The sequence below is a fragment of the Kitasatospora sp. NPDC059747 genome, assembly GCF_042732955.1.
Lineage (GTDB): Bacteria > Actinomycetota > Actinomycetes > Streptomycetales > Streptomycetaceae > Kitasatospora.
On the sequence record NZ_JBHWGV010000028.1, the window covers coordinates 11,044 to 24,248 of the forward strand.

Annotated in this window: 14 protein-coding genes; 11 read left to right on the forward strand and 3 right to left on the reverse strand. The window is 74.3% G+C overall.

Features of this window, described 5'->3' with window-relative positions; all coding sequences use genetic code 11:
- The coding region (locus ACFV4G_RS14930; protein ID WP_380440220.1) for a helix-turn-helix domain-containing protein at positions 1 to 803 on the reverse strand (803 nt) is incomplete at its 3' end.
- A 160-nt stretch (positions 804 to 963) separates the two neighbouring features.
- Between ACFV4G_RS14930 and ACFV4G_RS14935 the strand changes: the two genes are divergently transcribed.
- Entirely contained in the window at positions 964 to 1,398 is a 435-nt protein-coding gene (locus ACFV4G_RS14935) for a CBS domain-containing protein (RefSeq protein WP_380440222.1), read from the forward strand.
- A 151-nt stretch (positions 1,399 to 1,549) separates the two neighbouring features.
- Entirely contained in the window at positions 1,550 to 2,134 is a 585-nt protein-coding gene (locus tag ACFV4G_RS14940; protein ID WP_380440224.1) for a pyridoxamine 5'-phosphate oxidase family protein, read from the forward strand.
- Positions 2,135 to 2,149: 15 nt separating this feature from the next.
- On the opposite strand, the gene ACFV4G_RS14945 is transcribed toward ACFV4G_RS14940, so the two are convergent.
- On the reverse strand, positions 2,150 to 2,773 hold the full coding sequence (locus ACFV4G_RS14945; protein ID WP_380440226.1) for a DinB family protein: 624 nt from the start codon (positions 2,771 to 2,773) through the stop codon (positions 2,150 to 2,152).
- 251 nt (positions 2,774 to 3,024) lie between these two features.
- Here ACFV4G_RS14945 and ACFV4G_RS14950 point away from each other — a divergent pair, with 251 nt between their 5' ends.
- Positions 3,025 to 3,597, forward strand: coding sequence for a hypothetical protein (locus ACFV4G_RS14950; RefSeq protein WP_380440228.1), 573 nt, complete (start codon positions 3,025 to 3,027; stop codon positions 3,595 to 3,597).
- A 157-nt stretch (positions 3,598 to 3,754) separates the two neighbouring features.
- On the opposite strand, the gene ACFV4G_RS14955 is transcribed toward ACFV4G_RS14950, so the two are convergent.
- Positions 3,755 to 4,150 (reverse strand): transglycosylase family protein, encoded by a 396-nt coding sequence (locus tag ACFV4G_RS14955; RefSeq protein WP_380440230.1) that lies wholly within the window; start codon positions 4,148 to 4,150, stop codon positions 3,755 to 3,757.
- A 549-nt stretch (positions 4,151 to 4,699) separates the two neighbouring features.
- Here ACFV4G_RS14955 and ACFV4G_RS14960 point away from each other — a divergent pair.
- The 8 genes from ACFV4G_RS14960 (at position 4,700) to ACFV4G_RS14995 (ending at position 13,109) form a co-directional block, all read left to right on the forward strand.
- Entirely contained in the window at positions 4,700 to 5,212 is a 513-nt protein-coding gene (locus tag ACFV4G_RS14960; protein WP_380440232.1) for a universal stress protein, read from the forward strand.
- A gap of 84 nt (positions 5,213 to 5,296) precedes the next feature.
- Positions 5,297 to 5,833 (forward strand): hypothetical protein, encoded by a 537-nt coding sequence (locus ACFV4G_RS14965; RefSeq protein ID WP_380440234.1) that lies wholly within the window; start codon positions 5,297 to 5,299, stop codon positions 5,831 to 5,833.
- A gap of 51 nt (positions 5,834 to 5,884) precedes the next feature.
- A complete protein-coding gene (locus ACFV4G_RS14970; RefSeq protein ID WP_380440236.1) occupies positions 5,885 to 7,393 on the forward strand; it encodes a PLP-dependent aminotransferase family protein in 1,509 nt (502 codons plus the stop codon).
- 198 nt (positions 7,394 to 7,591) lie between these two features.
- Positions 7,592 to 8,101: a hypothetical protein gene (locus tag ACFV4G_RS14975; protein WP_380440238.1), complete on the forward strand. Its 510-nt coding sequence runs from the start codon at positions 7,592 to 7,594 to the stop codon at positions 8,099 to 8,101.
- A 191-nt stretch (positions 8,102 to 8,292) separates the two neighbouring features.
- Positions 8,293 to 9,102 (forward strand): DUF1963 domain-containing protein, encoded by an 810-nt coding sequence (locus tag ACFV4G_RS14980; RefSeq protein ID WP_380440240.1) that lies wholly within the window; start codon positions 8,293 to 8,295, stop codon positions 9,100 to 9,102.
- A 498-nt stretch (positions 9,103 to 9,600) separates the two neighbouring features.
- Positions 9,601 to 11,007 carry a family 2B encapsulin nanocompartment shell protein gene (locus ACFV4G_RS14985; RefSeq protein ID WP_380440242.1) on the forward strand — a complete coding sequence of 469 codons (1,407 nt, stop codon included), beginning with the start codon at positions 9,601 to 9,603 and terminating at the stop codon, positions 11,005 to 11,007.
- 1,073 nt (positions 11,008 to 12,080) lie between these two features.
- A complete protein-coding gene (locus tag ACFV4G_RS14990) occupies positions 12,081 to 12,209 on the forward strand; it encodes a hypothetical protein (RefSeq protein ID WP_380440244.1) in 129 nt (42 codons plus the stop codon).
- Between the two features lie 126 nt (positions 12,210 to 12,335).
- Positions 12,336 to 13,109: a hypothetical protein gene (locus ACFV4G_RS14995; RefSeq protein ID WP_380440246.1), complete on the forward strand. Its 774-nt coding sequence runs from the start codon at positions 12,336 to 12,338 to the stop codon at positions 13,107 to 13,109.
- Positions 13,110 to 13,205: the final 96 nt, after the last annotated feature.

The window sequence follows — 13,205 nt, forward strand, 5'->3', positions numbered from 1 at the left end:
CGCCCCCCCGCCCCGGCCGCGGGCCGCGGGGGGGCGTGGGGGCTGGTCGCTGCGCGGGCGCCGGGCCCCGCCGGCCGCGCGGCGGGGGGCGGCGCGCCGCCGGCCAGCAGGTGCCGGGCCCGGTCGAAGCGGATCACCCGGGCGGCGGCCTTCGGCGTCAGCCCGGTCTCGCGGCGGAAGCGCTCCTGGAGGTGCCGCGCGCTCCACCCCGTCTCCCGGGCCAGCGCCGCCACCGCGAGCCCGCCGCCGCTGCGCCGCAGCGCCTGCCAGGCCCAGCAGACCTCCGGCGGTACCCGCCCCGACGGGCGGGCGGCCCGCAGCAGGGCGCCGTCCAGCAGGGCGAAGCGCTCGTCCCAGGTGGCGGCGGCGCGCAGCCGCTCCTGGAGGTGCGGGGCCAGTCGGCCGAGGACGTCCTCCGCCGGGAGGTCGATCCCGGCGAGTTCCCCGGCCGGTACCCCGAACAGCGCCCTGGCGGCCAGCGGGTGCACGGCGATCTGCACGCCCGACTGCCGGCCGTCGTGGGTGATCAGCGCCGGGGCCGTGTGCAGGCCGCCGAGCAGGGTGGCGTACGCGTCGGGTCGCTGAGCCGGGTCGGGATGGGCGGCGAGGACCAGCGGCTCGTCGAGGGTGAGGATGAAGGTCAGGTAGGGGGAGGGCAGGCCGCGGTGCACGGCGGGCGCGATGCCGCGCTGGCGGTAGCCGGAGTACCAGGCGACGTACGGGCGCAGCGCCGTCGCGGGCCGGGCCCGGACTGCCTCGTCGACCACGCCTTCGCGCACGGGTTCGGCGGCTTCCGTCGTCACCCTCCCAGTATCGGTGGCCGCGGTCGCGGGCGGGCGGGATGTTGCCTATGGTGATCGCACGGTCACACCGCGGGTGCGCGGTGCCGCCGACGGGGGAGCGAACGGGGGGAACTTCCGGGGGGAACGACCTCTGGGGGGAACCACTCACGAAGGAGTCCCCGTGACCAAAGCCCGAGAGATCATGCACACCGGCGCCCAGTGCATCGGCGCGCACCAGACGCTCGCCGAGGCCGCGATGATGATGCGCGACAAGAACGTCGGTGCGCTGCCGATCTGCGGCGACGACCAGAAGCTGAAGGGCATCATCACCGACCGCGACATCGTCGTGCGATGTCTCGCGGAGGGCAAGGACCCGGCCAAGATGACGGCCATGGACCTCGCCGGGCACCTGCACTGCGTGCGGGCCGACGACGACATGGACGCGGTGCTGCGGAAGATGGAGCAGCACCAGATCCGGCGCATCCCGGTGATCGACGGCGAGCGGCTGGTCGGCATGATCAGCGAGGCCGACCTGGCGATGGGCCGGCGCGACGGCCACCGCCTGACCGACCAGCAGATCCTGGAGTTCATGGAGGGCGTCTACATGAAGGCCTGACCGGGCCGGACGTCCCCGGCGGCGGGTCCCGTGCGAACGGCCGCACGGGGGCCCGCCGTCGGCGTGTTCTCCCGGGAAGGTCCGCCACACGAACAGTCTCGATATGAGAAACGATCTTTCTCAATGGGCGAGATGAGCGCACAATGGCGGCATGGGAAAGCAGTACGAGAACATCGACGGCCGGCTGCGCGAGTTCATCGAGCGCCAGCCCGTCTACTTCGTCGCCACCGCGCCGCTCGCCGCCGACGGCCACGTCAACGTGTCGCCCAAGGGCCGCTCCGGCACCCTGGTCGTCCTGGACGAACGGACCCTCGCCTACCTGGACTTCGGCGGCTCGACCGCCGAGACCATCGCCCACCTGCGGGAGAACGGCCGCATCACGCTCATGTGGTGCGCCTTCGACGGCCCGCCCACCGTCGTACGGGTCCACGGCCGCGGCGAGCCGGTCTTCCGCGACGACCCGCGCTTCACCGGCCTCCTGGCCCGCTTCGGGCCCGGCGTGGACGGTCCCGCCCTGCGCGCGGTCGTCCTGGTGGCGGCCGAACGCGTCAGCGACTCCTGCGGCTTCGCCGTCCCGCTGATGGACTACCGCGCCGACCGCGCCCTCCACGCGGACTACTTCGCGCGCAAGAGCGACGAGGAGTTCGGCACCTACTGCGAGAACAAGCCGTACGTCGTCACCAGCATCGACGGCCTGCCCGCCCTGCCCGTGCCGCTGCCCCCGCGCCCGGAGTGACCCGCAGGATGCGCCCTAGCCGCGCGCGGAGTAGCGGTAGAGGTCGCGCAGCAGGGCGATCTCGGCGCCGTGGTGGAGGAGTTCCTGGTTGACCCACCAGACGACGTCCAGGAAGGGCTCGTCCGCGTCGCCGCCGTAGGGGTAGGTGCAGTGGCCGACGGTGTCGAGCGCGGCGTCGTCGGCGGCGAGCAGGGCCTTCCGCCAGGCGTCCGCGGCGGTGTCGAAGGCGGCGACCGCGGATTCGGCGTCGCCGTGGACCGGGAAGGCCTCGCGGGTGAGGGCGCGGGTGCCGTCCGTGTGGTCGGCGCGCAGCAGGAGCAGTTCGGTGAGGTGGGTCAGCCGCCAGGCGAGGGTGGTGAACGGCGGCGGCTCGGGGTGCGGCCAACCGGCGGTGTCCCGGCCCCACGCGCCCGCGCCGACCAGCAGGGTGGCGCGCTCGCCCGGCCCGTCCGCGTGGCGCCGCACCGACCAGCAGCCGGGCACCGGCTCCCAGCGGTACTCGTCGTCCGTCAGCGGCCCGACGGCCACCGCGGTGCCGTTGCCGCTGTCGACGGCGGGGCCGGCCAGCCGGTCGCGCAGGCGGGTGCGGGCGAAGTCGAACTCGGCCAGCAGCGGGACGAGTCGGGGCGGCAGGGGCATCGGGACGGCTCCGGTCGGTGGCAGGGCGCGGACGGCCCGCACCCTGCCACACCGCGGCACGTCCCGCGAGCGGATTTTCCGCTCGCCGGCGGTCGCCCGCGCATGCCGGCGGTCACCGGTCGCATGCCGCCGGACCCCACCGGGTCCGTGGCGGAGGGAAGTTGGACGGAAATCGGCTAACGGGTGGCGTGGCGGCGGCGGTACCGTGCGCTTTGGTGAGCATCCGTCAAGGCCGGTGAGGGGGACGTGCCATGGGGGGCGGACGGCAGGGCCTGGCGCGGGGGTACTTCCTGCGGGAGGCGGCCGCGTTGCAGCGGGCGAACACCGGGGGCGCGCGGCGGCTGGAGCGGATCATGTTCCCGGGGGCGGGTGTCGTGATCGTGGGGACGCCCTGGGAAGAGGTACGGCTCGACGTGAGCGCCTCGCGGGACGAGCTGTTCGCGGCGCTGGGCGGGGAGGCCGCGGGATGGGCGGAGCCGGACCGCGGGGTGGGGCCGCGCCTGCCGGTCTCGGCGCCGGCGCCGCCGCTGGCGGTCTACGCCGATCTGCTGGACGACCTCGGGGACCTCGTCTTCACGCTCACCACCTACCCGGCCGACGTCGGGCGTCCGCAGGCGGCGGCGCGGCTGGACGCCGTGCGGCTGGTGGGCGGGGTGACGGCGGTGGTGCAGGTGTGCGCGCCGGGCGGCACGCACCGGATCCGGATCCCGCTGGATTCGGGCGTCCCGCTGGTGGCACTGCCGCTGGCGATCGCCGAGCACCTGCTGGCGGCGGGCGTCGGCACGGACTGGGACTACCCGGTGGAGGAACAGCGGGGGGAGTAGCAGGGGGAGCAGGGGACGCGAAGAGGGGGGGGGGGGGGCGGCCGCGGGGGGGGGCGGGGGCGGGCGGCGGGGGGGCGGGGGTCTCAGGCCCAGAGCGCCCGCGCCCCGCGCCCGCCCCCCCGGGGGGGGGGGCCCCCGGCCTCGGGAGCCGTGGGGCTTACTTGCCCAGGCCGGCCTTGACCGAGCAGATCGGCCAGGCGGTGGGGCCCTGGGCGGCGAGGACCTTCTCGCCGACGGCGATCTGCTGGTCCTTGGTGGCCAGGTCGGCGCGCGGGGCGAAGGAGGTGCCACCGAAGGCGGCCCAGGTGCTGGAGGTGAACTGCAGGCCGCCGTAGAAGCCGTTGCCGGAGTTCACGGCCCAGTTGCCGGTGGCCTCGCACGCGGCGACCTTGTCCCAGACGGTGGCCGGCGCGGCGGAGGCGGTCGTCGCCGTGACGAGGCCGGCCACCGGCAGGGCGAGGACCGCCCCGGCCATCAGAGCCATCCGGACGCGGTTGCGGCGCTTCGGGGTGGCGATGGCGGTGGCAGCGGCGGTCTCGTTACGGAAAGTCATGCGGTTCCTTTCGGAGGTTCTGCGAGCGCGCGGAACCAGGCCCTCGGAAGGCCGTCGGTTTCGGGGACACGCACTCGCGTGGTTCGGCACCGGTTCCGGCTCCCGGGCGGTGAGGCCCGGTGGAGCGGTGTGCTCGGTGCAACGGGTTCGAAGGTACGGGGGCGGTCGTGGCGGTTTCAAGGATTTACGGATCAAGGCAGGTCAGCGAGGTGTTACCGGGCGTAAGGATCAAGGAATTGGGCACTTTTGGGGCTTTTTGCCCCTATTTCCAAGATCAAAAGGCCTGTCGAAGTGGTCCGGACCACTCGGCGGGCCGTGTGAGGCCGCGCACACCGTCGACAGGGAGTGACGGTCCGCGGGCTCCCGGTGCCGGATCCGCCGCCCCCGGCGCGCCCGGGGGTGGCCCGCACCACAGGCCTCACCCGGAGTGCCCCGTGTCCTCACTCCCGGTGGCGGGCATAGCCTCGGGCGCATGAGCGAGCGGAGCGAGCGAATCATCGGTAGGCGCGTATGGGCGAATGCCCCTGGCGAGCGAAGCGAGGCGGGCGCATGAGCAACGACAGCGATGCGGAGGCGCTCGGCGGTGCCGAGGAGCCCGGGGCGGCGGTCGCACCCGCCGGGTTCGAGCTGGGGACGGACGGACCGAAGGTGATCCTGGCCGGGCTGGACGGCTCGGACTCCTCCTGGCGGGCCACCGCCTACGCGGCCGGCCTGGCCCGGCGGCAGGGCGCGACCCTCGCGGTGGCGTACGTGCAGCCCGTGCTCGGCGCGGCCACGGCACTGGCGGGGGCGGCGGTGGAGGAGACGACGCAGGAGATCGCCGAGGAACTGCTGGCGGCCCTGCGCGACGCCGAGCAGCGGATGAAGGACGTGTGGCGCGTCGAGTGGCACTTCCTGACCATGCGCGGCGACCCCTATACGGGGCTGGCCAAGCTCGCGAACGAACTGCGGGCCGACGCCGTCGTCGTCGGCGCCTCCGAGCAGGCCGGGCACCGGGTGATCGGCTCGGTGGCCGTCCGGCTGGTGAAGGCGGGGCGCTGGCCGGTGACCGTCGTGCCGTAGCGGGCTCCACAGCGGGCTCCACAGCGGGCTCCGCAGCGGGCCCCGGTGCGGAGCCGGACGGCGGGAACGCTAGGCTCCGCACCCATGATCGAGATCACGGGGGTCCAGGCGGAGCCTGGCGGCAGCGTCACGCTGAAATTCGAGGACAAGCGCTTCACGGTGGAGCCGGTGGAGACGGGGTGGGACTGGCGGGGGATCTTCCTCGTCGGGTTCGGGATCTTCATGCTCCTGGCGCTGGTGTCGCTGTTCGGCTTCGGCTACATCATCAGCAAGGCCCACCTCGCGAAGCTGGAGAACGCGAACGCCGTCTTCTTCTTCTCCTGCTTCGGGCTCTCGCTGCTGTCCGGCGCCCTGGCCTGGCTGAGCGAGCAGATCATCGACATCTTCGGCAGCGGCAAGCCGGCGAAGTACACGCTCGCGGTCGAGCGCATCGCGGGGATCCAGTACGAGCAGACCGACCCGCAGGGCGGCCTGCGGGCCACCGTGCGCAAGGCGGACGGCGACGTCGTCCGGCTGAGCGTGGCCGGCGCCAAGGGCCCGGAGCTGTACCGGGCGTTCGACGGGATGTTCCGGCCGGCCGCCCCGCAGTACGGAGAGGCCCCGCAGTACGGCGTGCGCTGAGCCGGGGCCGCCCAACGGGCGTGCGGCACGGCGGAGATAGGGTGCGTGACCATGACGGACACGCCGGTCACGCACCCCCGCCAGCCCGAGCCCGCCCACCAGCCGACCGACCCCGCCCACCAGACCGGCAGTGACCTCCACCTCGACCTGCCCGCCACCGGCGGCCGCAGAGCGGCCCTGATGACGGCGCTGCGCGAGGCCATCCGCAGCGGACGGCTGGCCCCCGGCACCCGGCTGCCGCCCTACCGCACGCTCGCCGCCGACCTCGGCCTCGCCCGCAACACCGCCGCCGAGGCCTACGCCGAACTCGTCGCCGAGGGCTGGCTCACCGCCCGCCAGGGCTCCGGGACCACCGTCGCCGAGCGCGCCGAGCCCGTGCCGACGGCCAGGGCCCGCCGCCCCTCCGTCCGCCCCGGGCCCGTCCACGACCTGCGCCAGGGGCAGCCCGACGCCGCCTCCTTCCCGCGCTCCGGCTGGCTCGCCGCCGGGCGCCGCGCCCTGACCGCCGCGCCCAACGAGGCGTTCGGGCCCGGCGACCCGCAGGGGCGGCGCGAACTGCGCACCGTCCTCGCCGACTACCTGGCCCGCGCCCGGGGCGTGCGCACCGACCCCGACCGGATCGTCGTCTGCTCCGGCTTCGCGCACGCGCTGCGGCTGCTGTTCGACGGCGCGGGCGCCGTCCTGCCCGCCGGGGAGAACGGGCCGCTCGCCGTCGAGGGCTACGGGCTGCCCTTCCACCGCGGGCTGCTGGCCCGCGCCGGGGTCGCCACCGTGCCGCTCCCGCTGGACGAGGACGGCGCCAGGACGGCCGGGCTGACGGGCGGCCGCGGGCACGCGGGGAGCCGGGACCTCCAGGACGTCCGGACGGTCCTCCTCACCCCCGCCCACCAGTTCCCCACCGGCGGGCCGCTGCACCCCTCGCGGCGCGCCGCCGTCGTCGACTGGGCGCGCGGTCGCGGCGGGCTCGTCCTGGAGGACGACTACGACGGGGAGTTCCGCTACGACCGCCAGCCGGTCGGCGCCGTCCAGGGCCTCGACCCGGAGCGCGTGGTCTACTTCGGCACGGCGAGCAAGAGCCTGTCGCCCGCGCTGCGCCTCGGCTGGATGGTGCTGCCCGACCACCTGGTCGACCGGGTGCTCGCGGCCAAGGGCGAACGCGAGGGCTGGGCCAGCGCGTTGGACCAGCTGACGCTCGCCGAGTTCATCGACTCCGGCGGCTACGACCGGCACGTGCGCGGGATGCGCCGGCGCTACCGGGACCGCCGCGACCGGCTGGTGGCCGCCCTCGCCGAGAGCGCCCCGCACGTCGCCGTCTCGGGCATCGCGGCCGGTCTGCACGCCGTCCTGCGGCTCGCGCCCGGCACCGAGCGCTCGGTGCTCAAGGCCGCCGCCTACCGGGGCCTCGCCGTGGAGGGGCTCGCCGACTACCGGCACCCGGGGCTCGCGGCGCAGGACATGCCCGCCGCCGACGGACTCGTGGTCGGCTACGCCACCCCGCCCGACCACGCCTACCAGGCGGCGCTCGCCGCGCTGTGCGACATCCTGCCGGCGCCGGCCTGAGCGGGGCCCCGGGAGCGTCGTCCGGCCGGCCCCGCGGCGCACCCGGCCGCGTGGCGGGCAGGATACGGTGCCGGGCGACGGCTCGGGGGCGGAACGCGTGCGCAATGACCCGCCGCGTCCGCCCGTGCGTCGTCACCCGGTACCGGCCGCGGCGGAGGGGAGCAACGGAAGCGGTACCGCCCCCTACGCTCCATGGACATGCGCAGAACACATCTCAGCCGTTCCGCTCTCGCCGCGATCCCGGCCGCCGCCGGTCTGCTCCTCTCCGCGGCGCCCGCCCAGGCGGCCGCGCCACTGCCGCTCACGGCCGTCGTGGACCGGGCGACGACCACCCCGGGCGGCTCGTTCACGCTCGCACTGACGCTGACCAACCCTTATGACACGCCCATCCAGTTCGTCTACCAGAGCGTCCAGCCGACCTATCCGACCACCCTGGAGCCGGGCCTCAAGTTCACCGCCACCGCGTGCGGCACCCAGACCAACGGGTGCAGCGAGAACGTGCACGGCGGCATCGCCCGCTACAACGTGCCGCTCGCGCCCGGTGCCTCCAGCAGCTTCAGCGTGACCTTCACCGTCGCCAAGGACTCGGCCTGCGGACCGTCCACCCGGATCGACCTCTACACCTACCTGTACTACGAGTACAACGCCGGCCTGTCCAACAACTCCGGCATCGTCAACATTCCCGGCACGCAGGTGCCCTGCGCCTGACCCGGTTCCCGCAACCCCTTCGTCCGTCCCCCGGATCCCGGTGAATCACCCGGCCTTCCCCGACCTCTCCTGAATCCCCCCGACCCCCTCGATCCCCCGTCAGGTGCCGGCCACCCCCGTACCGGCACCTGACGGGCCGTTCGCGCGCCCACGCCCGGCCGCTGTCGGTGGCGGCTGGCAGGCTGGGTCCCATGTCCGAACCGCTGTGCACCGACCCCGCCGACGACCTGCTCGTGCCGATGCCGTACGCCGTGTACGCCGCCATCCGGGAACGGGCCGGGGAGCGGACCGCCCCGCTCGTGGACCGGCTGCTCCGCTCCTCCCTCGCCCTGACCCCGGCCCTCGACGACGGCTCCGGCGAGGAGGCCGCCGCCGGCCCGGCCGTCGGCCTGCTCGGCGGTCCGGCCGCGCTGCCCGCCGACGTCGCGTGGCCCCGCCACGGCGAGCACCCGATGCAGCTCCTCGCCCAACTCGACTGCGCCGGCCTGGCGGAGGCCCACCGCACCACCGGCCCCGGCGGTCCGTGGCCGCTGCCGGCCGACGGGCTGCTGCTGTTCTTCCACGACGACCTGTTCTCGGACTACGCCGGGCACGGGTGCTGCGTCCTGCACGTCCCGGCGGGGGCGCCGCCGCGGCCCGAGCCGGCCGGCCGCGGCGAGTTCGCCCCGCTCGCCGCCGTGCCGCTGCGGGCGGACTGGGCGCTGTCCGCGCCGTCCTACCAGGACCGCGAGCTGGAGGACCTGTTCCCCGACGACTTCATGGTCGCGCTCGACCTCGCCTCCGACTTCCGCGACCACCTTCCCGGCCCCGACGTCCGGGTGCTCGGCTGGTGCGACACCGACACCGGACGGCACGAGGGGCACCGCCCGCTGCTCCAGGTCGAGGCCTCGGCGGCCGGCGCGCACTGGGGCGAGACGGTCAACGTCTCCTTCTGGATCACCGACGAGGACCTGGCCGCCGGGCGCTTCGACCGCGTGCGCCACGGCATGGAGGTGGCCTGACCCAGGGGGTGTCTTCGAACCCCCGCCTGCCGTGCGACGACAGCCCCCTGGGCCCCGCACACGAACCACCGCACCGCCACGCCGCAACCGGCGTGGCGGTGCGTCGTGTTGACGCCGCACGCCACCCCGTCGGGCCCGTCGCGGCCCCGGGGCTGGCGGCCGGTCGCGGCCCCGGCGGCTCCGCGACGCGGCCCTGACCAGGCCTCCGACACACGCGGATCCGCGCGGCGAACGGACGTTTGACAGGCTTTTCGCGCGGAGCGGGCGGATCCGGATCAGATTCACCCTATCGGGGGGCACTCGGCCGCCGTACGGCTCTGGCCGGGCCCCGGTGATCTAGGGTTCCGGGTGGGCCGCCGGGAGAGGCGCCCGCGCTTGCGCAGACTTCGCCAAAACCCCCACCAATACGCGTATCTGATGATCCGCCATGGCTCCGGCCGGGACGGATCGGTCCGACCCGCCCGCGTGATTTCGACCAGATGAAGGAGACCCCTGCCGATGCCCGTCGACACCAGCACCGAGACACAGCAGGCACAGCAGCAGTCCCTCGCCACAGCCGCTGCCCGCAACCTCGCGACCACCACCAAGTCCGCACCGCAGATGCAGGAGATCACCTCCCGCTGGCTGCTCAAGGTGCTCCCCTGGGTCGAGGCCCACGGTGGTGCCTACCGGGTGAACCGTCGCCTCACCTACACCGTCGGCAACGGCGTGGTCGAGTTCATCAAGACCGGGTCCGAGGTCCGGGTGATCCCCCGCGAGCTCGGCGAGCTCGCCCTGCTGCGCGGCTACGAGGACGACGACGTGCTCACCGCCCTCGCCGACCGCTGCCAGCAGCGGGACTTCGGCCCCGGCGAGGTGCTCGTGACCCAGGGCGAGGCGGCCGACCGGATCTACCTGATCGCGCACGGCAAGATCAACAAGATCGGCACGGGCAAGTACGGCGACGAGACGGTCGTCGGCGTGCTCGGCGACGGCGACCGCTTCGGCGACGACGCCATCCTGAACCCGGACGCGGTCTGGGAGTACACCGCCAAGAGCGCGACCGCCGGTGTCGTCCTCACGCTCAGCCGCCGCGACTTCGAGCAGATCCGCGACAACGCGCCGACCCTCCAGGAGCACCTCCAGGAGTTCCTGGCCCTGCCGCTGCAGGCGCAGAACGAGCGCGGCGAGGCCGAGATCGCCATGTCGGCCGGCCACCACGGCGAGCACGAACTGCCCGGCGCCTTCGTGGACTACGAGCTGAAGCCGCGCGAGTACGAGCTCAGCGTCGCGCAGACCATCCTCAAGGTCCACACCCGCGTCGCGGACCTGTACAACCAGCCGATGAACCAGATCGAGCACCAGCTGCGCCTGACCATCGAGGCCCTGCGCGAGCGGCAGGAGTTCGAGATGATCAACAACCCGGAGTTCGGCCTGCTCAACAACGCCGACTTCGACCAGCGGATCCAGACCCACTCCGGCCCGCCCACCCCGGACGACCTGGACGAGCTGCTCAACCGCCGCCGCGACCCCGACTACCTGCTCGCCCACCCGCGCGCCATCGCCGCGATCGGCCGCGAGCTCAACGCCCGCGGGATCTACCCGCACCACGTCGACCTCGGCGGGCAGCAGGTGCCGGCCTGGCGCGGGGTGCCGATCCTGCCGTGCAGCAAGATCCCGATCACCAAGGAGAACACGAGCTCGATCCTCGTGATCCGTACCGGCGAGGACAACCAGGGCGTCATCGGCCTGCACCAGACCGGCCTGCCGGACGAGTACCAGCCGTCGCTGTCGGTCCGCTTCATGGGCATCGACGAGAAGGCGATCATCTCCTACCTGGTCAGCGCCTACTACTCGTGCGCGATCCTGGTGCCGGACGCGGTCGGCGTCCTGGAGAACGTCGAGATCGCGCACGGCCGTCACTGAGCGCCGGGCGGCCCCGGCCGCCGGACCGCGAGCGGCGGTCGATTTTTGCTCCCGGAACGAGCCGAGGCCGTAACCGGCCCGCTCGAAGATCGTTTGACCAGATGACGGACGGCCCGCCCCCGGAGGCGGGCCGTTCGCCTGACGGGGGCGGCGGACCCGCGGTCCGCGGTTCCGCACGGCACGTGCCGGTCCTGCTGCGCCCCTCCGTCCGGCTTTCCTGCCCCAGAGCACTCTGCCCGCAACGGCGGTGTGCTTTCCCGACGATCCGAGAGGTGGGTGGATCCATGCCGCAGCCCCGGCAGCCCCGGCAGCTCCGACGGATACCGGTGGACGGCCGAGGACGTGCCGTCCGCGGGCGAAAGGCGCGGGTGGCCGGTGCCGCGGTCGGCGTGGTGGCCATGTGCGCGCTGCTGAGCGGCGCGTCGACCTCGGGCGCCGTGCGCCACGGCGGGGGGCACCCGCACGGGCCGGTCGCCGACGTCTGCGTCTGCACCGGCACGGACGTCTCGGTGGACGTCGGGCCGGACGGGCACGACGTCGGCGTCGGGGTCGGGGTCGGCGTGGACGTCCAGGTGCACTGGCACCACCCGTGCCGGCCGCACGGCGATGACGATGACGACGACGGGCAGGACGGCAAGGGCGGGGACCACGGCGGGGACCACTGGGACCACGGGTACCACTGGGGACACCATCACCATTCGTGCCCGAGCCCGACGCCGACACCGACCCCCACGCCGACTCCAACCCCGACTCCGACACCCACCCCGACCCCCACGCCGAGCGCCACACCCCCGAGCCCGACGCGCACACCGGTGCCTCCGCCCCCGTCGTCGGCACCCCCGCCGCCGCCCGCACCGGCGCCGGCCCCGCGACTCCCCGCCCCGGTCGTGCCGCAGACGCCCCGGCCGGCGCCCCCCGTGCCCCGCGCGGCCCCTTCGCCGAGCCCGGCCGCGGTGCTCCCCACCCCGGCGGCGAGCCCGCCGCCTCCGCCCCCGCCGACCCCGGCGTGGCCGACTCCCGCGCCGCAGGTCCGCTACCACGTGCCGGTCGGTCAGCCCCTGGCGGAGGCCCCGGTGCACCACCGCACCGCCAAGACGACCACCACGATGCTCATCGTGACCGTGCCCGCGGTGATCGCGGCGGCAGCGCTGCGCCCGGGTCGCGGCGGTGGTGGCGGCCGAGGCCGGTCGAGCGGTTCCTGACCGCCGCCCGCCCCCCGAAACGACCCCCGAAGAACCCCTGAACAACCCGCTGGGCCCGGACCTTTCGCGTCCGGGCCCCACCCCGACATTCCCCGTCACCGAGCAGAGCCAGAGAAGGGAGTCCCCATGGACGAGTGGGTCGCTTTGGCCATCGCCATGGCGGCGGCGTGCGCCGTCGTCGTGGCGGTGGTCGTGCTACGGCACCGCCGGGTGGGCACCGTGAAGCACGCCGAGACCCCGGACGTGATCGAGTACATCACGATGATGATCGGCGTGGTCTACGCGATCGTCCTCGGCCTCGCGATCGCGGGCGTCTGGGAGGCGCGCGGCAGCGCCCAGGACGGCGTGTTCCGCGAGGCCCAGTCGCTCCAGGAGGTGAGCGACCGGGCGGTGGTCTACCCGGCCGAGGTCCGCGACAAGATCAGGGCCGACGTGGACGCCTACGTGTCGTACGTCGTCCAGGTCGAGTGGGACTACATGCGCGACCACGGGAGCGTCTCCGACAAGGGCAACGAGCTGCTGGCCCAGGTGCGTTCGGACGTCGCCACCCGGCAGCCCGCGAACGAGCTGGAGGCGCAGACCTACCAGCCCGTGATGGACCGGATCGCCGCCGCCACCGACGCCCGCAACGCGCGCGGGCAGAACGCCGGGCCGACGATGCCCGGGGTGGTCTGGTTCGGGCTCATCGCGGGCGGGCTGGTCACCTTCGGCATGCTCTTCGCGCTCCAGATCCGGCGCACGCCGCGGGAGTTGATCCTGGCGGGCTGCTTCAGCGCGCTGATCGCGTTCCTGCTGTTCATGATCTGGGACTTCGACGACCCGTTCGGCGGGAGCGTCCGCGTCACCACGCAGCCGTTCACCGATCTCTTTCCGCACCTGAACCTGGGCGGCGGTGACTAGTCACCGAAGGGCCGGGGGGGGCGGGCGGCCGCGGGGCCGCGCCGCCCCCCCCCCGCCCTAAACAAAACTATAAAAAACCCCCCCCGCCCTCACCCC

Excerpts from the sequence above, each read along its gene's own strand:
- ACFV4G_RS14960 (WP_380440232.1), top strand. The coding sequence starts at position 4,700 with ATGAGCAACGACAGCGATGCGGAGGCGCTCGGCGGTGCCGAGGAGCCC.
- ACFV4G_RS14950 (WP_380440228.1), top strand. The coding sequence starts at position 3,025 with ATGGGGGGCGGACGGCAGGGCCTGGCGCGGGGGTACTTCCTGCGGGAG.
- ACFV4G_RS14955 (WP_380440230.1), bottom strand. The coding sequence starts at position 4,150 with ATGACTTTCCGTAACGAGACCGCCGCTGCCACCGCCATCGCCACCCCG.
- ACFV4G_RS14970 (WP_380440236.1), top strand. The coding sequence starts at position 5,885 with ATGACGGACACGCCGGTCACGCACCCCCGCCAGCCCGAGCCCGCCCAC.
- ACFV4G_RS14980 (WP_380440240.1), top strand. The coding sequence starts at position 8,293 with ATGTCCGAACCGCTGTGCACCGACCCCGCCGACGACCTGCTCGTGCCG.
- ACFV4G_RS14975 (WP_380440238.1), top strand. The coding sequence starts at position 7,592 with ATGCGCAGAACACATCTCAGCCGTTCCGCTCTCGCCGCGATCCCGGCC.
- ACFV4G_RS14995 (WP_380440246.1), top strand. The coding sequence starts at position 12,336 with ATGGACGAGTGGGTCGCTTTGGCCATCGCCATGGCGGCGGCGTGCGCC.
- ACFV4G_RS14985 (WP_380440242.1), top strand. The coding sequence starts at position 9,601 with ATGCCCGTCGACACCAGCACCGAGACACAGCAGGCACAGCAGCAGTCC.
- ACFV4G_RS14945 (WP_380440226.1), bottom strand. The coding sequence starts at position 2,773 with ATGCCCCTGCCGCCCCGACTCGTCCCGCTGCTGGCCGAGTTCGACTTC.
- ACFV4G_RS14940 (WP_380440224.1), top strand. The coding sequence starts at position 1,550 with ATGGGAAAGCAGTACGAGAACATCGACGGCCGGCTGCGCGAGTTCATC.
- ACFV4G_RS14965 (WP_380440234.1), top strand. The coding sequence starts at position 5,297 with ATGATCGAGATCACGGGGGTCCAGGCGGAGCCTGGCGGCAGCGTCACG.